The following is a 19,227-nucleotide window of genomic DNA, read 5'->3' on the forward strand; positions in this document are numbered from 1 at the left end:
CCGCGAAAGCGGTCTTATTTTTTTAGACGCGGACTGCATAATTAAGGGTTAACAAATATACCAAATAAAGGTATCATGAAGACATCTAAGCGGGGATGTGATCTTCATAATGGTGACCAGCACGGTAGTGGGATTGCTTTTGTTGGGGCTCGTGGTCTGGAAGTCGTATAAAGCTCGGCAGGCTTATAAGAAGGTAGGCGTTGTCGTGGCGAAGGGACAGATGCATCCCCTCGATTTTTGGTTTTTTGCTGCCAGCATGCTTATCCTTGCTCTTTTGATAGGGCAGCAGGGATTGTGGTTTGCCGCATCATGCGGCTTCATTTTCTATCTGGAATGGGTCAAAAGGTTTTATTTAGGTACGGAAGGGCTTAAAGTCGGGACGAAATTTTACGAGCGCGGCAGGCTGATCACGTACGAAATTACGGAAGGAAACGGCCCTGTGATCCATATTATTGTTGCAGGCGCATTGGACCCTGTGCGCCTCTCCTGCAAGGAGAAAGATTTTGCCATCCTGAAGGATCAGGTCATGCGGTATTTCGAAGAGAGGCCGGAAGGATCTGAGACGGCGGGCGCGGGAAGAGGGAAGATTTCCAGGGTATGAGATGGGGGGCCGTGCACGGTCGTCTAACACGGTATTGCTGATTTTGTAAAAAGCAAGGTAAAAAACGTCCTGCAGATGACCGATGAAATCAAGGTCGCTGCAGGACGTTTTATTTTAGGCGAAAGACATTTGTCCGCCCTTCATTCAGTAAAGGCCGAGGGAGATGTATTTGATCTCTACGTATTCCTCGATCCCGTATTTGCCGCCTTCCCGGCCAAGGCCGCTTTCTTTCATGCCTCCGAACGGGGCCTGTGCGGAAGAAGGCAGGCCGTCGTTTATACCGACGATGCCGTACTGAAGCCGTTCGGCGAGCCGGATGGCGTGGTTCAGGTTGGAGGTAAACACGTAGGACGCGAGCCCGTACGGAGAATCGTTCGCCTGCCGGACGGCATCGTCCGGATCGGTAAATTCCACGATCGGCGCGACGGGCCCGAACGTCTCTTCCTTCATGATCAGCATGGAGCTATCTACGCCCGTGAGCAGAGTCGGTTCAAAAAAGTAGCCGGCATGCTCAGGCACTTCCTTCCGGCTGCCGCCCGTAATCACGGTTGCTCCGCGTTCGACGGCATCCGTCACATGCTTTTGAATCTTGCTCAGGCCGTCTTCGTCGATGACGGGCCCGATTGCGGAGTCGGGGTCCAAGCCGTCGCCGACTTTCAGGGCCCGGATTTTGTCCGCCAGCAAGTTCTCAAACGTTTCGCGGATACCCTTCTGGACGTAAATCCGGTTGGCGCAGACGCAGGTTTGTCCGGCATTGCGGAATTTCGACAGCAAGGTCTGCTCGGCGGCAAGCTCCGCGTCGGCATCGTCGAGCACGATCACCGGGGCGTGACCTCCCAGCTCCAGCGATATTTTCTTCATCGTATCGGCGGAAGCGCGCATGATGTGCTTGCCGACCTCCGTCGATCCGGTGAACGTCACTTTCGCTACCCGGGAGTCCGCAAACAGCGTATCGCCGATCACGGAGGCTTCTCCGGTCACGATGTTAAGTACCCCGGCGGGTATCCCTGCTTCTTCGGCCAGCTTGGCCATGTACAGCGCCGTTAACGGCGTCTGCTCCGCCGGCTTGACGATGCAGGTGCAGCCTGCCGCGAGCGCCGGACCAACCTTGCGCGTAATCATGGCGGCGGGGAAATTCCAAGGCGTGATCGCAGCCACGACACCGACAGGCTGACGAAGGACAAACATCCGCTTGCCCGAGCTGGTAGCCGGGATGATGTCTCCGTAAAGCCGCTTGGCTTCCTCGGCATACCAGGATATGAAGCTGGCCGCATAAGCGATTTCGCCTTTGGCTTCGGATAGCGGCTTGCCCTGTTCGGCTGTCATCGTTTTGGCGAGTCCTTCCTGATGCTGCATAAGCAGGTGATACCAGCGCATCAGTATATCGGAACGCTCGTAAGCGGATAAGGTGCTCCAGGACTGAAAAGCGGTATGGGCCGCCTCGATAGCGGCCTTCGTTTCGACTTCTCCCGAATCCGGTACGGTCGCAATCTCGCGCAGAGTGGAAGGATTAACGACCGGAATCGTTTTGCCGCTGCCCGCTTGAATCCATTGGCCGTTCACATAATTCAGCCAGCGTTCGGAAGTGCTGCCGGAAGTCGTTGTTGTCATGAAAATCTCCTCCTTATGTGAAGCAAAAAACGTGAATAATAAAAAGCGCAGTCCGCCTTGTCTGTAAAGCGGCACATCAAAAGTATACATAGCTAACACCAGGTGCAAGCCGGCCTATTATACGCTAACCGGTATCCTTTATTATACCCCTTCCAAAAGCCGATCGCACACCGGGCCTCCTGCGGCTTCTAATTCAGCGCTTGGGCATGCTCTCACATAAGACAGCCGGTAGAAAAAGCGCCTTTTCCATCCCATGGCCCGTCAGGGGATTTTATCAACAGCGCCTGTTCCTTTCCACATAGCGGGTATCACCGGCACCTAAAACGGGTATCTATGATAGGAGGCTTTCTACCCGGAACCGGTAAGGCGCCCGGTAAGAAGAACAACGAATAAGCACGGGCATACCGGAACTGTCAACATGCTCTTGTAACAAGAGAGCGAAGAAGAGTGAACGGAAGGAAGGGTGAGATCATGACAGACCAACAACCATCCATGGAAAAAAATACGAAGCGGCGCACCGCCGGCGATTCTTTGGGGCAGGTTCAGCTCCCGGCCGACGCCTATTACGGAGCCCAGACCCAGCGCGCGGTGATGAACTTCCCGATCAGCGGATACCGGCTGCCGCGGGAGTTTATCAAGGCCCAGGCGGTTATTAAAGCGTCCGCTGCCGCCGTACATAAAGAGCTGGGCGAACTGGACGACGAAATCGCGGACGCCATCCTGGCTGCCGCGGACGAAGTGATCGAAGGACGCTGGGACAGCCAGTTTGTCGTCGATGCTTTTCAAGCCGGGGCCGGAACGTCGCAAAACATGAACGCCAACGAGGTGATCGCCAACGTTGCGCTTGAGAAACTGGGATTGGAACGTGACCGCAAGGACAAGATCCATCCCAATGATCATGTGAACAAAGGCCAGTCGACCAACGATACGATTCCGACGGCGATCTGTATTTCCTTGTACGAATCCGTGGAGCGGAAGCTCTTGCCCGCCCTGGATAAGCTGATGGGCGAGCTCACGAACAAGTCGAAGGAGTTTCATTCGGTCGTAAAATCGGGCCGCACCCATTTACAGGATGCGGTTCCGCTTCGTCTGGGGCAGGAGTTCGAAGGCTACGCGGCCACTATCGGCCAGATGCGAAAGCAGCTGGGGCATGCAGCGGATGGCCTCCTGGAGCTGGGCATCGGCGGCAATGCCGTCGGCACGGGCGTGAACACTCATCCCGAATATGCCGCCAGGATGGTGGCGGAGATCGGACGCCGTACTGGCACGCCTTACCGGCAAGCTCCGAGCCGGTTCGCCTTTATGCAGAACCCGTCGGCGGCTCTGCGCGTAAGCGGGCTTCTCCGGGATGTGGCCGTGCATCTGATCAAGCTGTCCAGCGATATCCGCCTGCTTAATTCCGGCCCGCAGACGGGCCTTGCCGAAATCCGGCTGCCCGCCGTACAGCCCGGCTCTTCCATTATGCCGGGCAAGGTTAATCCGGTCCTGCCGGAGATGCTGTATATGGTCTGTTGCCAGGTGATCGGCAACGACACGGCCGTCCAGACGGCGATGATAGGCAGCCAGCTTGAAATCAACGTCATGATGCCGGTCATCGCCCACAATGTTTTGCAATCGGCACATATTTTGAGCACCTCGGCGGAAGCGTTCTGCGAACGCTGCGTGAAAGGAATTGAAGCCGATGAGGAGCAATGCCGCTACTGGATGGACCGCAGCTTGTCCCTGGTGACGATGCTGAATCCGATTATCGGCTACGACAAAGCGGCCGAGATTGCCAAGGAGTCGCTGAAAACGCAGAAGCCGCTTCGTCAGCTTGTCGTCGAGAAGGGGATTTTAACCGAGGAAGAGTGGGAGCAGATTGTTCAGAAGAGTCTTTCCGAATAAAAACTGACACCGCCGCTTGGGAAACCAGGCAGGCTGGCAGAAAAAAGTCCCGGCTTGTGCAGCATTTCGCGTGCACGAGCGGGACTTTTTTGGTAGGGAACGAACAGGGAGCGGGGCGGGAAATCGTTTATTTTCCTTAGCCGCCGGGTTCTGTCTTCATCCCGTGGAGGGGCGAACGCTCCTGGAGGCGCGGGGCGAACTTGCGTCCGCCGCCGTAAATCCGTACGGCCGTACAGCCGAACAGCCTCAAATGTAGTTTAGTCCCGCCGTATACGGGAAAGGGAGCGGGAAGACGGACCGAAGCTCTTCCTGCCACTGGGCGGGGGCAACCCGGACAGCGGCGTCCGGGTTGAACAGCAGCGCCGTCCAGTCGTCCACGCTCAGGAGAAGATCCGGCAGTCCGGGCAGCGTCAGCCATACGCCGCCTTCTCCGGTTTCACGGACGCCGAGCCGCTCCCCGAGCCTGCTTCCGCTCTGTTCGTCCAGGTAAGGACGGAGCTGTCTCAGAAGAAGCTGGGCGCCGGTTACGAGGATGGTGCCCTCATTTCGGCTTTCTTCCGACGGGAAGCTTCGCAGTGCTTCCCGCAGTCCCGTTTCATAAAACGGGACCGCTGCCTGAAACTCGCGAAGCTCCAGCTTCGCTGTGAGACCGGCGAGCAGCCGTGCGGCCGCTTCGGGAGCCCCGGCCCACTCGATCAGCCGGGGAAACCTCGTGGACGCCACAGCCGGGTCCGGCACCGCCGCGACGATAAAGGCCGCCGGCTCACCGTCCTTCTCGGCGATCCACGTCTCATGCCGCAGCTTCAGGCAGCTGGCGTACGCCCGCGCCTCGATTAGACTGCCGAGGTCCCACGGGCTCTGCTCGAAGGCGGAGCGGCGTGAAGCGGCGAGCCTGCTCATGGCGGGCAGATCGCCCCGCTCGTACGGCCGCAGACGGAAGCCTCCTGCGGACTCATCCGTCTGCGGGGAGGAGGCGCCGTCCAGCGTATACCGGCGGAGTGAGCCGAACGGCCGGCAGCCCGCACGCGTGTAGAGGGAGCGGCCGCCGGAGACGAGCAGCAGCGAACCGCCCGAGCGCGACACCTGCCCGCGGACGGCGGCGAACAGTTCGCCGGCGATGCCTTTTCCGCGGCTTTCCGGGTGCGTGCACACCGAGCCCAGCGAATACACGGAAAGCCGGGCGGGACCGATGCGGATGACGGACGGGAGCAGGCCCATGAAGGCGACGAGCCGCCCGTTTTCGAAAGCTCCTACGGATTGGGAGTGTAAAGCGGAGAATAGGAACGGGAAACCGTCTGCCATTGAAATCTGCTCGGAATCCCGGAAGACCGAATCCGCCAAATCGGCGGCCTCCCGCATTTCTTCCTGTCTGACAAGCCGGATGTTCATGTAAATATTCATCCTTTCCGCCGTTTTTAACGGTTTTCTCTATTATAGAAAAAGCCCGGCCGTAAAGGCAGGTAAAATTTACAATTCATTCAAAATTTCTAACCCACCTGTAAGGATCGGACCTGGCAGTCCCGACGCCACGCCTCGGATGTAACGTTTAACGCCGGATAAAACCGAAACTCCCTTTTAAACGATAGCGAAAAAAAGGAAAATTAAGGTATAATGGCCCCGACATCCCATTCACTCCATTGGAGCGAAATCGGGAATGAAAGCAAGATTACGGTGCGGGGAGAGCTGGGGATGAAACTGCGTTGGAGAGGGATGGCATACGGCCTGGGAGTTGCAGCGATTGCGGGCGGCATTTGGCTGGTTACCTCGGATTATGAAGTGAGAAAAGAAGGGGCGGCCCGCAAAGTAAGCGTGGAACAGGCGCCTGCGGCCGATGCGATTATCGTGCTCGGAGCAAAGGTGCACCCGGACGGGCGGCTTTCGGATATGTTAAAGGACCGGATGATTACGGCCGCGGAGCTGTATGAGGGCGGAAAGGCGGACAAAATCCTCGTATCCGGCGATCATGGGACACTCGGTTACAACGAAGTAGGGGCGATGAAAGACTTTCTGCTCGAGCGGGGGATTGCGGAAGAGCGCATTTTTATGGATCATGCCGGCTTTAGTACGTATGAGTCGATGTACCGGGCCAAGGCTATTTTTCAGATCCGCAAAGCTATCGTCGTAACCCAGGATTATCACCTGGCGCGCGCGCTGTATGATGCGGGGGGACTCGGCGTCGAAGCGTACGGCGTGGCGGCAGACCGTCAGGATTACCGGGGAATGGCGAAATTCGCGGCCCGCGAAATGGCGGCGAGAAGCAAAGATTTCGCTCTGATCCGGTTCTTCAAGCCGCAGCCGACTTACCTGGGGGAAGTGATTCCCATCACCGGCGACGGTCGGGCGACCGAAGATTCCTGGCTGATCGAGGAGGCGGTGTGGCGGCCCAATGCCTGAGAAAGACGATTGGCTTCCAAAGAAAAAGCGCCTCTGCGGGCGCTTTTTTCAGTAAATCGTGCTGAACGGGCAACTTGTGTCCGCCGGGCCTGCATGTCCGTTAAGCCGGTCTTCGGGCTCGAACCAGATATGACGGTAATCGATATGGCCGAAGGCGTTCAGCCTAAGCCCTCGTACGCTTTTGTGGTAAGTGGTCTGCATTCTCCGGTGATAGAGAAAATGGATCGCGTTATCTTCCGTGAGAAGGGATTCCAGCTTATCGAAAAGATCCAGCCGTTTGCGTGGATCAGGTTCAGCAAGCAGTTCGGCCACTCTCCGGCTCAGCTCCGCGCGCAGCGGGTCGTCGAACATGCGCCGGATCGACCCTTCCTCCTGCATGAACAGCTCCAGCAAAGAAAGCGTCTCGCTTTCGTCCAATACGACTTCACACAGAACAAGATCGGCTTCATCCATGACATCGGGTGTGAGGAATTCATCCCGCTCATGGAGCACCACCTTGATGTGAAGTCCGGCTTTCAGGCAGCGTTTAACAATCCAGTCGAAGTCTTCGTGCGTTTTGTATGAATCTTTGCCGTGCAGCGTCAGTTCCGTTCCGGCGTAGGCGGAGGAATACGGAATACCGGGGACATCTTCTTCCTCCTCATCCCCGTAAGGATCACAGCCTATCCGCAGGCTTTTATCGGGCAAAAAGCTTGCCGCCGCTATCGCGCGGCTCTCCCCGAGCTCCTCCACCATCGCGCACGCCTGAATCACCGAACGCACGTACCGGCGGAGTCCGGCGTCCTGCAAGGGGCCATTCTTGCGGCGGTTAAACGAAAGAAGCGCACACCCCGACGAAATGCATTCCACCGCCTGCCAGTCCTGCTGAGGCTTGGAGCCGGGCGTGTAAGGAGCGCGCTGAACCATATTGCAGGCGTCCGTCATGTCAACAAGCTCCGGAGAATCCCGGAGCAGAATATGCTCGACGACATCCAGGAAAGGGCGTCCCAGGCAGTAGCGGTCGTTGGCGTGCAGCAGGTACCCGTAGCCGGGGCGAACCTCCAGCCGGAAAGGCCCGGTGCCGACCGGACAGGCGAAGTAAGCCTCGGGATCCGCCTCGCAAAGCTCCCGGGGCAGGACCGCTGCGGACGGGGAGGTCAGACAGTGCGGGAAAAGCACGTGCGGCTTACTCAGCACGAACTGGATGGTCATCCGGCTCGGGACGCGAATCTGCCGGACATCTTCCAGCATCCAGCGCTGGGGCGAGAACACCCCGGGATCGAGCAGCCTCCGTAAGGAATACTCGGCATCGGCCGCCTCCAGCTCGCGGCCGTGGTGGAAGAGCACGCTTTTGCGCAGGTAGAACGTCCAGACGGTACAGCTTTCATCCGACTCCCAGTGATGGGCGAGACTAGGAACGAAGTCGCCTGCGGCTCTGTCGTACCGCACGATCGTATCGAATAACTGACGGCTCAGATGCACATCATTGGCAAAAATCAGGGCGGCCGGATCGAACGTCCGGTAAGTTTTGTTAATGGGCAGCCGCAGCACGTCCGCGTCCTGTTCCGTTTCCTTCGCTTTGTACCCGAAATAGCGGGACACATGCTGGAGCAGCTGTTCTTTCATCAGAGGTGTGTCCGCATACTGGTGAATCCATTCAAAAGCTTGCTGGTACTGTTCTTTTTCGGCAAATTCGGCCGTTTGCTTCATTAGCATTTCTTCCAGGGTATAACGGAAGTGGAGCTCGGATTTGTTCCCCCGGCCGCGGCCGGGAATCCAGGTGATCCAACCGGCTTCGGACATTTTGCGGATCACGAGTTTGACGTTGCGCACCGTGCAGTGGAGCCGTTCGGCTATTTCCTCTAGGGTGAGGGAGATGGGAAGCCCTTGCGGCACCGCGCTGTACGCTCTGCACAATTCGAGATAATGATGGGTGACTTGCATCCCGATCCCGCCTTTACAGGAGAATTTTCTCCTGATTATACAAGAAGCGGGTAAGGAGCGAAAGCGAACAGGCTCAAAAATAAATCGATCCCGGGAGGGTTTAATCCATGAAAGTAGAGCAGAACGGCAACATGATGTATGAAGAATAGAAAGACCGGGGGAGCCGAGCTCCGGTCTTCGCTTTTTACCCAAATAATTGTAAACTAATAAGGAAGCGGACTTTATACTAAAAAAGAGGTGTTTTCCATCAAGATTCTTGTCTTATATCTTCTTGTCGTTAATCTTGTCGCCTACGTATGGATGGGCGCCGACAAACGCAGGGCGCGCAGCGGGGACTGGCGCGTGCCGGAGAAGCGGCTATTCCTGACGGCTCTTATCGGGGGGGCTCCGGGTATCTGGGCGGGCATGTATGCCTACAAGCACAAAACCAGACATTTCACGTTCAAATACGGAATTCCGCTTCTGCTGATCGTCAATGTGATCGTCTTCTGGAAGCTGTTCCGTTTTGTGGGGGAGTAAAGTTTCATACGGGGGAGAGCCGGGTAAACGAGACTGGACTCCGCTTGAAGAATAATGAAGAAAAACTCCAATTGATGTGGTAGAATAAAAAAATACATAGAAACTGTTGCAATCGGGATCACACAGGTAAGGTACAGTCGTTTTACCGGGATGCCCTAAGGCCCCGGCGGAAGAGCAGGGAAGGAAGCCATCCGACTTGACTCCTTGAACCAAACACCCTATGATGGAAAGGCTGCCGTCCGCTGCTGCTCGCGGATGGCTTTATGCTGTGGACTTCAATCCCCGGCTCCTGGCGCGGACGCGTCCTGGTTTCGGCCGGCAACGCACATTCTTTTTAACGACCGGAGGAGATCGTGATGGACCATACATTTCTGATCGTCAAAGTGGCGGAACAGGAACAATTACATACGGTGATCCGAACCTTAAAACAACATATGCTGGCTCCTCTGCTGGCCTGGAAGACGCCCGGGAAGAGACACCGGTCCCATCTGATTCTGCGCGGGGATCTCGCACGCTTGACGGAGGCCAAACTATTGCTGGGCGGACTGATGTCGGCTCAGAGCATCGAGATGGATTTTCAGGTGCTGATGCTCGCCTCGTAGCGCATTTTCCATGCTTCGCCCGTCCGTGACGAAAGCCCGTCAGGTTGTCAGTCCATGACCGGTATGCTAAGGTGGACGTACATCCTTTTTTGAAGGGGGCGCCAGACGGAATGAATCCCGATTTTATTTCCATCCAGATGACAGACGGCGAATTGAAATATTCCCATAAGAAAAGTGGTCTGGGACTTACGGTCACGACGAAAGAACTCATCGTCCAGAAACCCCACGTCAATTACTATATTCCTTTGCACGCGATTCTCAGCATCGTGCCGTTCGAAGCCAAAGGACGCACGCTGACGCTGTCTTCCCGGAGCGGAGGCGGAAACGAGCTGACTTCGATGTCAGCCGGGCTTCCGCATTACAAGCTCAGCGTCAGCGGCGTAAGGCTTCACAACAGAAGCGGCATCTTCACCATGGGCGCGGTGGAATTCATCGTTCCGCTGCGTGACGAGCTGCTGATGACCGTCTCGCGCTTGAGCGGGCTTCACGCCGTTGAGTAAGGGCGCAAGCGCCGCAACCCGCCGGAACACAGCGAGACGCACATACAAAACCCCCGCAGGAAAGCCTTACGGCCTTACGACTGCGGGGGTTTTTGCATAGCCGGTTGCGGCGGCAGCGGCGTCCGTGCCGCGTCAGGCTTTAGCCGTCGTACATCGTCTTCAGCGGAAGGCTCAGGCTCTGTCCGGCGTGGATTCGGGCCGGTAGCCGGCTTCCGCCTGTGCTTCCGCGCCCAAACCATGGTCGTCTTCGATAGTGCCGGCTTCGTAGGACTGGAGGAATTGCTCCCGGGTCAGTTCCGTTCCCTGTGCGGAAGAAGCTTCGGCGGAATCCTCCGAGGAACGGGGTGCGCCCAATACGAAATTGGGATCGTGATTTTCGGTCATAGACAAGGACCTCCTTTAGAAGGACCTCCGCTTGGAGGCCGTGATTGGGTTTAGTATGTTCCGGTTCCAGGCGGATTATAAAAAAAGAAAAAAACAGGCGGGACATTAAAAAAACTTAATGCCCGTCTGTTTTTCGTTTTCTTCGGCGCCTTTGAAAAATTGCTCGACTAGTTTATCCAGCCTCACGATCTGGTGACCGTAGTCATAGATCCCGGAAGCAACCACAACGAGCCGATGCAGATCCCCGGTGCTGCTGGAAGCGTCCGTTATGAGTCTCAGGAAGGCGTCGTTTTTGAGATCCATCGCTTCGAGCTTCTCGTAGGACTCGTTCTTGTACTTCTTCTCGAATTTCATAAGCACGTATTCGTGGTATTGGGTAAGGGCTTCCAAGTGCTCGTCGACGAACGCGTTCATGTTTGAAGTGCGCGACGCTTGGAAATAATGCTCTTCGACCAGCTGTAAAATGTCCACGCCTTTGCGCAGGGTGTGAAGCATCTGCTTGTAGACGACAAGGCGCTTGGACTGGCTGTATTTCAACCGCTTGAGTTTCTTCTGCTCTTCTTCGAAGAGCTTGTATTTCTCCTCCAGCCGGAACAGCGCGCTGACGACGCCGTCTTTCGTTTCCTGAAAAACGGATTCTTTCATTTCATTGGAAATGACCGTCCTCTGTAGAGGCGATATCTGACTGAAGACCCCATGCACTTCTTCCATAAATCGTTTCTGCCAGTTAGGCGGGAAAAACAGCACGTTAATGACGAAAGCGGACCCGACTCCGAGCGAAGTGAGCAGAAAGCGGTTAACGGCGAACCACCAGTGGCCGCCGGAAGCATCCATGACCGCGATAACCGTTACGAGGGTGAGGCCGATGTTCGCTTCCATTTTCATTTTAAGACAGATCATAATGGCCAGAATGCAAACGATCCCGATGGCGATCGGGTGCTTGGGAAAAAACGTACCGGCGACGAGCGCGAGCGCGGCTCCCAAGGTGTTGGTTTGCAGCTGATCGAGGAAATAACGCCAGGACCGGTAGATGGACGGCTGCAGGGCGAAAATCGCGGCAACCGCGGCAATGACCGGGGCGGTCGTATGCAAAAGCATACTTAAGTACAAAGCTAGAGTGACGGCCATGCCCGTCTTTAACATTCTGGCTCCGAACGTCACATGCAGTAACTCCCTTCAGATGGTTCAAGATGACGAACTCATTATCGCATTGCAGGTGCGGACTAGTCAATCGGCCGGAGAATTCCCGGCGCAGCGGGCTATATAAGGGGCATGCGAACCGCAAAAAATCCCCGATTGCAGTTAAAAGCTGTTAGTTTCACATACCCGCGGGAACGGTTATTGAAAAGGTGTAGAGGCTGGGAGGCATATCATGGAGCTACTATTAATCGTCATCTATTTGGGAATCGTACTGCTCGTTATCGAAATTTCGGCGGTATTGATGATGCTCACCGGGCTTGATCACGAAATCGCCCGCTTTCAGGTCACTTCCCTGCTGACAGGCACGGGCTTTACCACACAGGAATCCGAGCTCATTATCCGGCATCCGGTTCGCAGGCGAATCGGTATTTTTCTCATTTTGTTCGGCGTATTCTCTCTGGCCGTTATCATTACACTGGTGTCCAACCTGCTTGAAAAAAGGTTCAGACTACCGGAGCTGCTTGTGATCACGGGCATTCTGGTTTTTCTGCTGGTCGTTTTAAAATTGAAACCGATGCAAAACCGGCTGAGCAAAAAACTTCATGCTCCACTGGAGGAAGACGAAGGCGTGGAGGAGCTGCCGGTAAGCGAGCTGCTCTACAATGACGAAGAAGACTGGATCACGGATATTCCCATCATGGAAAATTCCGAGTACGAGCATTGTCTTATCGACGATCTCTGTACGGCCGATGAAGACATTAACCTGCTCTTTGTGCAGCGGGGATCGCTGAGAATCCGGAAACAGAACAAGGATTCCGATACCCGCATAGAAGCGGGGGATGTTCTGTACGTATATGGGAATAAAAAGCATATCTCGGAAAAATTCAGCAAGGAACTGGAATACCGGCATGAAAATCTGATCGACGAAAACAAGACCGTCTCTCTCTTGTAAAGAAACTATTCCTTCTTCCATGCGTTAAATAATATGGGAAACTCTAACAAATGGAGATGAGGGATTAGGATGAACAACAAACACGCGGCCCGCTTGCGCAAAGCGGGGTTGCTTACGGTGGCCGGCTCTCTTGGAGTCGGTCTTCTGCTGCCCGGAATTACCAATGCGGAAACTATGTCCGCTCCTGCATACAGGTTTCAAGAGGACGCGAAAGCCGTGTCCGAAAGCGTACCGGTTCGGGGGGCCGATGCTCCGGACAGCGACAAGCTGGAGAAAGAGGCCAAGATTACGAAGGAGCAGGCGATCGGAAGACTGCGGGAATTATTTCCCGATCTGAAAAAAGCGGAAGTGTCGTCGGTGAAGCTGGGGGAGTCGACAGACCGGTACCCGCCCGTTCCGGGGCTTGTATGGACCATTTCCTGGTCCGTGACGAAAGGGAATTCCACTTCGTCCTTTCACAGTACGGTGGATGCCCGGACAGGAGATATTCTGTCGACTTCTTTTCCTATGGACCGGCTCAAGGAGCAGGAAAGCTTTTATCCGCCGGCAGTCAATCAGGAGAAAGCGGCTCAACTGGCATTGGAATTCGTGAAAAAGGCGATTCCGTCCCTGCAAAAGGATACGCTGGAACCTATTCTTTCCTATGGCTCGCAAAACGCGCTGTTCGGTCAGGTCCTTTACGATTTTTCATTCAAGCGCAAAGTGAACGGGCTGTTTGTCGATTTCGAAGGCATCAACGTACAGATGAGCGGGGACGGACAGATTACGGGGCTGCACGCCAGTTTCTATACCAATACGTATCCTTCCGTGACTCCCAAAATAACCGAGCGGGAAGCCGCCGCCAAATACAAGCAGGATTTTGCGGTCGATTTGCAATATGTGCAGCTGCAGAATGGATCGGGCCCAAAAGAATGGGTCCTCGGCTATGTGCGGAACCCGTTATCTTACACCCCTGTCGACGCTCAAACCGGGGAGTACGTATTTGAAGGCTTGTATGCCGCCTACGGTACTTCGGCTTATGCGGACATTCCGAAAACAGGATCTTCTTTTAAAGCGCATACGGGAGGACCGTTAAGTGCGGAGCAAGCCGCCGAACTCGTAAAAGCGACGGGTTACGTTCCGGAGGGAAGCAAGCTGGCCCAGAAGTCCGAGCAGGAAGGCTGGCGCATGCCGGGGCAGCTCGTCTGGAGTCTGAACTGGGAGGACGAGAACGAAAACCGCATCAAATACAGTGCGATTGTCGATGCCCGGACAGGTCAAATTCTCGAACTGAGCGAGAACGGGATATATCCGCCCTGGAACCAAAATCCTAACGTGAAGGCGCGAAGCGTCACAAAAGAAACGGCGGATGCACGAGCGCTTCAATTGTTTGACAAACTCGTTCCACAGGCTTCTGAAAACTGGAAGCTGGTGAAGAACAGTGCAGTAAAGGACAACGTCTCGTCCAAGAAAAACGAGCCGTTTACGTACCAGTTTCAGCGGGTCTATAAGGGAATTCCCGTCCAGGATCAGCAGATTATCCTCAATTTGAACGGAGACGGAAGTCTCTACACCCTCCAGCTTCCCTATGAACAGGAAGAGATTGAGAAGGCTTTGAAGGCGGTTAAGCCGGCCGTCGTGACGAAGGAAGAGGCGCTGAAACGGCTGCAGGGCGACGGGCGGGTAAGCTTGTCCTATACAATGAACGGAGCGTTTTATACCGGCGCCGACGTTAAGGAAAGAAAGCTGCTGCTTGTCTACCGGCAGGATTCCGAGGTGGAGTCGGCCTGGCAGGTGCTCGATGCCGTTTCCGGTAAGCTGCGTGATTTGAGGCCGCTGATCCCTGGTGCCGGCAAGCCGTCCGAGGCGAAGGATATTAAGGGGCATTGGGCGCAAAAAGACTTGACCGAGCTCGTCCGTCTCAAAGTACTCGTTTCCGATGCGGAAGGTAATCTGAACCCGGATGCCATTCTTACTTACGGGGACTGGCTGACGATGTTTGCCCGGGGAATCAGACCGGATTCGTATTATGGAGAGAACTACCGGAAGGGTGAGCCGCTTTATGCGGATGTGCAGCCGGGGAGCCCTTACTACGGAGCCGTCCGTTTACTGACCGATATGAACCGGTTGAAGACAGACCCGGAGGGAAAACTCGGAGTGGATGAACCTTTGACGCGCGAGAGGCTGGCCTCGGCGCTTGTGAACGAGCTGCGTTACGAGAAGCTGTCGTCCCTGCTGGATAAGCCGCTCGGCAAGCTTGCCGTCACAGATGAAGGCAGCGTCAAAAACAAAGCCGATGTTTTCCTTGTCATGAAGCTGGGCCTGCTGCAGGACATCGGCGGCGAATTCCGTCCGCAGGACAGAGTCACGCGGGCACAGGCAGCCATCGTTCTGATGCGGATGGCGGGGCTTCAAGGCAAAACGGATCAGCCGGTATCCTATTAAGCGGCGGAAGAGCCGGGGGTATAAGACTAAACAGATGAAGCCGTGCAGAGTAGCGGAGCGAACTCGAAGGTACTGAAGGGAGATGAACGGATCAGCCGGACATTAGCGATAGAGCGCAACTTTAGCCCGGAGAGAAAGAATGTGGCCCGGTCATGACGTTAACGAAGCTCTGAACCGTACTTGAATGAGACATGAACTTTGAGGAGCAAGCAGGAGCATTGAGTCCGGAAATGGATGTTAACCTAGCGGTATTGAATAAGCCCGGCCTGATTATTCAGGCCGGGCTTATCCGGGTTGCGGATGCTTAAGAACCACCCAAATATAGTCAATGATCGGCTGGAAGAGGAGTCTGATTACAATCAGGCTCCACGGCTGATGTTGAAAGCACTGGGACTGCCGATGTCATGCGATGTAGGCTGGCGGCGCATGCACATGACATGCGGCTGACCCATTGCCATTTGGCGCCGTGCCGCGCGCCGTATCGTCTGCGCCAGGGGAGAAGCAGCGAAAAACAAAGGCACCGGCGTACCCGCACGGCGGCTAGTACGTGCTGCGCGCCCGGCCGGGGAGCCTCCGCTGGAGCCAGCGCAGCACCCGGGCCGCATCCGGCTCGATGCAGGGCCGCACCGCGGCGGCGAACCTGCGGCTCGACAGCGCGGCCACGATCGCGGCTGCGGCCGCGCATCCCGCCGCAAGAGCCGCGGCAGTCCCCGCCGCTCCCGCGTCCATCAGCCGGGCGAGCAGCTGCAGGAGCCCTGCCGCGCCCAGCAGCTTGATGGCGGCGCCATGCAGCAGGAAGACGTAGACCGTCCGTCCTCCGAGGACGGTCAAGCGGCTTTCCGCGCGCGGGAGCAGCAGCAGGAACGCGGCCGATGCGGCGGCCTGCGCCGCGTAGCAGCCGAGGCGCAGCATTGTGCCGGCTGCGGCGGGAACGCCGAGCTGCGCATAGCCGCTGCCTCCGGCGAGCCACTGTGCGGCGCTGTCTGCACCCGCCGCATGCCACAACGCGGGCAGCGCCAGCAGCAGAAGCGCCGCGGCGGCCCGGATCACGCGGCGCCGGGCTGCCGTGCGCCGCCGGGGCTGCCGTTCTTCCCGCCAGTAGTACCCGGCGAGGAAGAACGGGAAGAACACGAGCGTGCGCGTCAGGCCGAGCCACGCGCCCGCTTCCGCCGGCAGGAAGCCGGCTGCCGCGCCGAGCAGGACGGCGGCGGCCACCGGGTGCTTGAGCCGGGCGAACGGGATGAGAAGAAGCTTCCAGCCGAAATGCGCGGTCAGGAACCAGAGCATCCAGTAAGGCAGCCAGAACGAATAGCGGATGCCGGGGCTGTGGAGCCAGAACAGATCCATGACCGAGTACAAGGTCTGAAAGAAGAGATACTGCAGAGCGATCCGCAGCATTCCGGCTGCCGCTTCGGGTTTCTGCCAGTATGTTTTGGCGAAATAACCGGTTACCAGCACGAACACCGGCAGATGAAAAGTGAAGATGGCAGTCACAACAGCTTGCGCTGCCTCCGGCAGAGGCGGAAGGGTAAGCAGCAGGTTGACCAGAACGACCAGCAGGATCAGGAAGAAACGGACATTCGTAAAAAAGACGGCTGTAGGGTTTCGCATAGGGGTCATCTCGCTTTGTGCAAATTTTGTTTAGGTTTTGATTGTTCTCTACTTAGTTTCTATAGAAGAAACGCAAGCAGCCAAACCTGCCTGGATGCGGCTGTTACGGGAAGATGGCTTTCTAAAGAAAGTATAGAACTTCTTCTTTTAATAGATTGTGATATTATTCACATGCCCTTATTAAGTAACGGCTTTCATTATGAAGAATGCTAGAACATGATTATAATCACTTATTTCGGGCTAAGTGTGATTAATATCACATACACTCCTCGCGGAGAGGACTATACTAAAGTCAGAAAGAGAGAACAACACACGAAAGAAGGTGAAGGAGCCATGAAAGAGACAGCTGACCCGCAAGTCCAACAAGGAAGATGCCCGCAGTGTGGTTCCGGTATTCCGGTCGTGAAAAAAATCAAATCCGCCTGGATTTGCGAAGACTGCCGGTTAAAGCCTCTGGTATCCAGAGCTGACGGCTCCGCCGGCTCATCCGAACTTCCTGATTGATTCAGGAAGGGGAAGAAAGCTATTTACGGCCAAGAATGTGAAAATATTCACAATAAAATAGCGAACTACGAAAGGATGCGAATATCATGACCGCCCTTCATCTTGTAAACGCGGCTCCCGCACACTGCGAGGCATGCGGCGCCCGGCTTCAACCGCACCCTGAGGGTTATAAGGATTTATGCTTCGACTGTGTGCAGGCAGGGCAAATCGTCCGAATGCAAGCGGTCGGCAAAACCGGACTTCCTCTTCCTCTGGAAGCGGAATGCGGATTGATCGAGCAGTACTGGCTTTAAAAAAACGGAAACACGCAAGATCATCATCATACAGAATACGCAGCTTGAAAGGGGAAATTTATATGTTTAACTGGTTAAGAACGAACGTCTATGCGGCAGGTCTGATGCTAATCCTCCGCTTCTATCTCGGATACGCATGGATCACGGGAGGATGGCACAAGCTGACAGGCGGGTTTGACGCCACTGGCTTTCTGAAAGGCGCGGTAACGAAGCCGATTGTCGATAAAGCGACCAATGAGCTGGTCTATCCGACCTTCACCGCATTCCTGGAAAACTTTGCACTGCCGAACGCCAAACTGTTTAACGTACTGATTCCGCTCGGAGAGTTTCTGGTAGGACTGGGTCTTGTCCTCGGCGCACTGACAACGGCGGCAGCATTCTTCGGGGTTCTGATGAACTTCATGTTCCTCTTCGCAGGTACTGTAAGCACCAACCCTTGGATGATCCTGCTCGGTGTCATCGTCATCGCCGCCGGAGCCAACGCCGGCAAGTTCGGAGCCGACTATTACATCCTTCCTTACCTCCGCAAGCTCCTTCGCCATCGCGGAGACCACGGCGCAAACCCGACCCTCGGTGGAGGCAAGACACGCGCCCACATCTGATCGGACGATAGACGCGATCCAAGCAAAAGCCCCGGATATCCGGGGCTTTTTTTTGTTAAACGGAGAAAGAATGAGCTGGAATCAGCTTGAAGAAGCAACGATTAAATGAATAGGGTTACATGGAACAGAATGGCAGAGGGCTGTCCGCCGTTTTGTTTACAGGCCCGATTCGCGGGAGTAACATACTCTCATGGTACGTCGGATCAGGCTTCGGGCAGCATGCCCGGACGCCGGCGGTGGCCATACTATCATCTTCATCTGCGCGCTTAATTCTCGAACGAGAAGCGGGGGACCCACGAACTGGGGTGAATCGGAATGTTTATTCCGTAGGGGCCTCTCAAATCCGAACCCGGCAGCTAACCTCGCAAGCGTCATTGGGAGAAAAGGAGTGGAAAAGGAAGAAATGGACTCACGAATTATCCGGATTGAACTGTTTGAATTCGATGTACCCTGCTGTTACCATCATGCCAAAGGAAAGCTCGAGAACTGCAGATACGGGCTTCTGAAACTCACGGACGAGGGCGGAGAGACAGGCTGGGGAGAATGTTTGATGTCCGTCGATGAGAAGTATTTCGATCTTGTGAAATGGGCGCGATTTCTGTACCGCCTCCCCAAAAGCACGGTGGCGCAGGCGCTTGATATCGTTCGCTTGTACCGCGTTCTCTGGGGGAATGTCAAAGCGGATCTGGTAGAAATGGCATTGTTCGATCTGACGGCCCGGTCGCAGCGCAAACCGTTTGTCGACATTCTCGGAAGCTTTGGCGGCTTCGGGAATAACGGAAGCTTCAGCCGTTCCGGCGTCAGCTCCCTCCGCCCGCAAACGGCAGCTGTCCGGAGTGCGGAAGACGGATTACGGTCTGACGCGAAAACGCGCTTTCCTTCCCGCAGCGGAGAGGTAGAGCGCTGTGAACACGCTGCAGCGACGGAAGGGGAATTTCCCGTAAACATGTTCTTCCGGGCTGAGCGGGAGATTCACCCCGGCTGCGGCAGCTCTCTGCTGGATGATCTGCGCAGCGCGTGCATGCTGCGGCAGGAAGGAATGACGCTCGCGATGCATAAAGATTATTTGATCGGTCCGGCCTGCTGCTTATGGGAGCATACCGCAGCGGTGCTGGGAGCGGACTGGCTGGAAGAGGGCCGTTATCCCGAACCGGCTCGCCTTGCCCCTCTGCAAGCTTGCGAGCGGATAGCCGGCACCGGATTTCAGCTGGATCAGTCGGTGCTTTTCGAGGAGTCCCGGGCTTATTTTGTCGTTTTGTAGGGCGGGACGTTTGCTTTTTGGG

Annotated in this window: 17 protein-coding genes and 1 riboswitch; of the genes, 11 read left to right on the forward strand and 6 right to left on the reverse strand. The window is 55.8% G+C overall.

What is annotated here, in order from left to right; genetic code table 11:
- Nucleotides 1–109 precede the first annotated feature (109 nt).
- Complete coding sequence (locus AC58P5_RS17225) at nucleotides 110–601, forward strand: hypothetical protein (protein WP_497388563.1); 492 nt, start codon at nucleotides 110–112, stop codon at nucleotides 599–601.
- 144 nt (nucleotides 602–745) lie between these two features.
- Here the strand turns inward: AC58P5_RS17225 and AC58P5_RS17230 are convergent, their stop codons facing one another.
- Nucleotides 746–2,212 (reverse strand): NAD-dependent succinate-semialdehyde dehydrogenase, encoded by a 1,467-nt coding sequence (locus tag AC58P5_RS17230; protein WP_497388565.1) that lies wholly within the window; start codon nucleotides 2,210–2,212, stop codon nucleotides 746–748.
- A 471-nt stretch (nucleotides 2,213–2,683) separates the two neighbouring features.
- Between AC58P5_RS17230 and AC58P5_RS17235 the strand changes: the two genes are divergently transcribed.
- Nucleotides 2,684–4,096, forward strand: coding sequence for a class II fumarate hydratase (locus AC58P5_RS17235; protein WP_497388567.1), 1,413 nt, complete (start codon nucleotides 2,684–2,686; stop codon nucleotides 4,094–4,096).
- Nucleotides 4,097–4,342: 246 nt separating this feature from the next.
- Here the strand turns inward: AC58P5_RS17235 and AC58P5_RS17240 are convergent, their stop codons facing one another.
- Entirely contained in the window at nucleotides 4,343–5,485 is a 1,143-nt protein-coding gene (locus AC58P5_RS17240) for a GNAT family N-acetyltransferase (RefSeq protein WP_497388569.1), read from the reverse strand.
- Nucleotides 5,486–5,785: 300 nt separating this feature from the next.
- On the opposite strand from AC58P5_RS17240, the gene AC58P5_RS17245 reads away from it, so the two are divergent.
- Nucleotides 5,786–6,490 carry a SanA/YdcF family protein gene (locus AC58P5_RS17245; protein WP_497388571.1) on the forward strand — a complete coding sequence of 235 codons (705 nt, stop codon included), beginning with the start codon at nucleotides 5,786–5,788 and terminating at the stop codon, nucleotides 6,488–6,490.
- Nucleotides 6,491–6,538: 48 nt separating this feature from the next.
- Here AC58P5_RS17245 and AC58P5_RS17250 read toward each other — a convergent pair whose 3' ends face one another.
- Nucleotides 6,539–8,413 (reverse strand): ABC transporter substrate-binding protein, encoded by a 1,875-nt coding sequence (locus tag AC58P5_RS17250; RefSeq protein ID WP_497388573.1) that lies wholly within the window; start codon nucleotides 8,411–8,413, stop codon nucleotides 6,539–6,541.
- A gap of 237 nt (nucleotides 8,414–8,650) precedes the next feature.
- Here AC58P5_RS17250 and AC58P5_RS17255 point away from each other — a divergent pair, with 237 nt between their 5' ends.
- The 3 genes from AC58P5_RS17255 to AC58P5_RS17265 all read left to right on the forward strand — a co-directional run bounded on the left by AC58P5_RS17255 (nucleotide 8,651) and on the right by AC58P5_RS17265 (nucleotide 10,034).
- A complete protein-coding gene (locus AC58P5_RS17255) occupies nucleotides 8,651–8,932 on the forward strand; it encodes a DUF1294 domain-containing protein (protein WP_497388575.1) in 282 nt (93 codons plus the stop codon).
- A gap of 356 nt (nucleotides 8,933–9,288) precedes the next feature.
- Nucleotides 9,289–9,534, forward strand: coding sequence for a hypothetical protein (locus AC58P5_RS17260; RefSeq protein ID WP_009672463.1), 246 nt, complete (start codon nucleotides 9,289–9,291; stop codon nucleotides 9,532–9,534).
- A 110-nt stretch (nucleotides 9,535–9,644) separates the two neighbouring features.
- Entirely contained in the window at nucleotides 9,645–10,034 is a 390-nt protein-coding gene (locus AC58P5_RS17265) for a hypothetical protein (protein WP_497388577.1), read from the forward strand.
- 171 nt (nucleotides 10,035–10,205) lie between these two features.
- Here the strand turns inward: AC58P5_RS17265 and AC58P5_RS17270 are convergent, their stop codons facing one another.
- Both AC58P5_RS17270 and AC58P5_RS17275 read right to left on the reverse strand, forming a co-directional pair.
- Nucleotides 10,206–10,418: a hypothetical protein gene (locus tag AC58P5_RS17270; RefSeq protein ID WP_497388579.1), complete on the reverse strand. Its 213-nt coding sequence runs from the start codon at nucleotides 10,416–10,418 to the stop codon at nucleotides 10,206–10,208.
- Between the two features lie 105 nt (nucleotides 10,419–10,523).
- Nucleotides 10,524–11,579 (reverse strand): FUSC family protein, encoded by a 1,056-nt coding sequence (locus AC58P5_RS17275; protein WP_497388581.1) that lies wholly within the window; start codon nucleotides 11,577–11,579, stop codon nucleotides 10,524–10,526.
- A gap of 211 nt (nucleotides 11,580–11,790) precedes the next feature.
- Between AC58P5_RS17275 and AC58P5_RS17280 the strand changes: the two genes are divergently transcribed.
- The gene (locus AC58P5_RS17280; protein ID WP_497388583.1) at nucleotides 11,791–12,510 is read left to right on the forward strand and encodes a potassium transporter TrkA; all 720 of its coding nucleotides are present in this window, start codon (nucleotides 11,791–11,793) and stop codon (nucleotides 12,508–12,510) included.
- A gap of 69 nt (nucleotides 12,511–12,579) precedes the next feature.
- Nucleotides 12,580–14,934 (forward strand): YcdB/YcdC domain-containing protein, encoded by a 2,355-nt coding sequence (locus tag AC58P5_RS17285; protein ID WP_497388585.1) that lies wholly within the window; start codon nucleotides 12,580–12,582, stop codon nucleotides 14,932–14,934.
- A 540-nt stretch (nucleotides 14,935–15,474) separates the two neighbouring features.
- Here the strand turns inward: AC58P5_RS17285 and AC58P5_RS17290 are convergent.
- Complete coding sequence (locus AC58P5_RS17290) at nucleotides 15,475–16,545, reverse strand: acyltransferase family protein (RefSeq protein WP_497388587.1); 1,071 nt, start codon at nucleotides 16,543–16,545, stop codon at nucleotides 15,475–15,477.
- Between the two features lie 590 nt (nucleotides 16,546–17,135).
- Between AC58P5_RS17290 and AC58P5_RS17295 the strand changes: the two genes are divergently transcribed.
- The 3 genes from AC58P5_RS17295 to AC58P5_RS17305 all read left to right on the forward strand — a co-directional run bounded on the left by AC58P5_RS17295 (nucleotide 17,136) and on the right by AC58P5_RS17305 (nucleotide 19,205).
- Nucleotides 17,136–17,342, forward strand: a complete 207-nt coding sequence (locus AC58P5_RS17295; protein ID WP_497388589.1) for a hypothetical protein — start codon at nucleotides 17,136–17,138, stop codon at nucleotides 17,340–17,342.
- A 62-nt stretch (nucleotides 17,343–17,404) separates the two neighbouring features.
- Nucleotides 17,405–17,944, forward strand: coding sequence for a DoxX family protein (locus AC58P5_RS17300; protein WP_497388591.1), 540 nt, complete (start codon nucleotides 17,405–17,407; stop codon nucleotides 17,942–17,944).
- Nucleotides 17,945–18,197: 253 nt separating this feature from the next.
- Nucleotides 18,198–18,330, forward strand: a riboswitch (cyclic di-AMP (ydaO/yuaA leader).
- A gap of 2 nt (nucleotides 18,331–18,332) precedes the next feature.
- Nucleotides 18,333–19,205, forward strand: a complete 873-nt coding sequence (locus tag AC58P5_RS17305; RefSeq protein WP_497388593.1) for a hypothetical protein — start codon at nucleotides 18,333–18,335, stop codon at nucleotides 19,203–19,205.
- Nucleotides 19,206–19,227 lie beyond the last annotated feature (22 nt).

It is taken from the genome of Paenibacillus sp. JT31N7 (assembly GCF_059692095.1).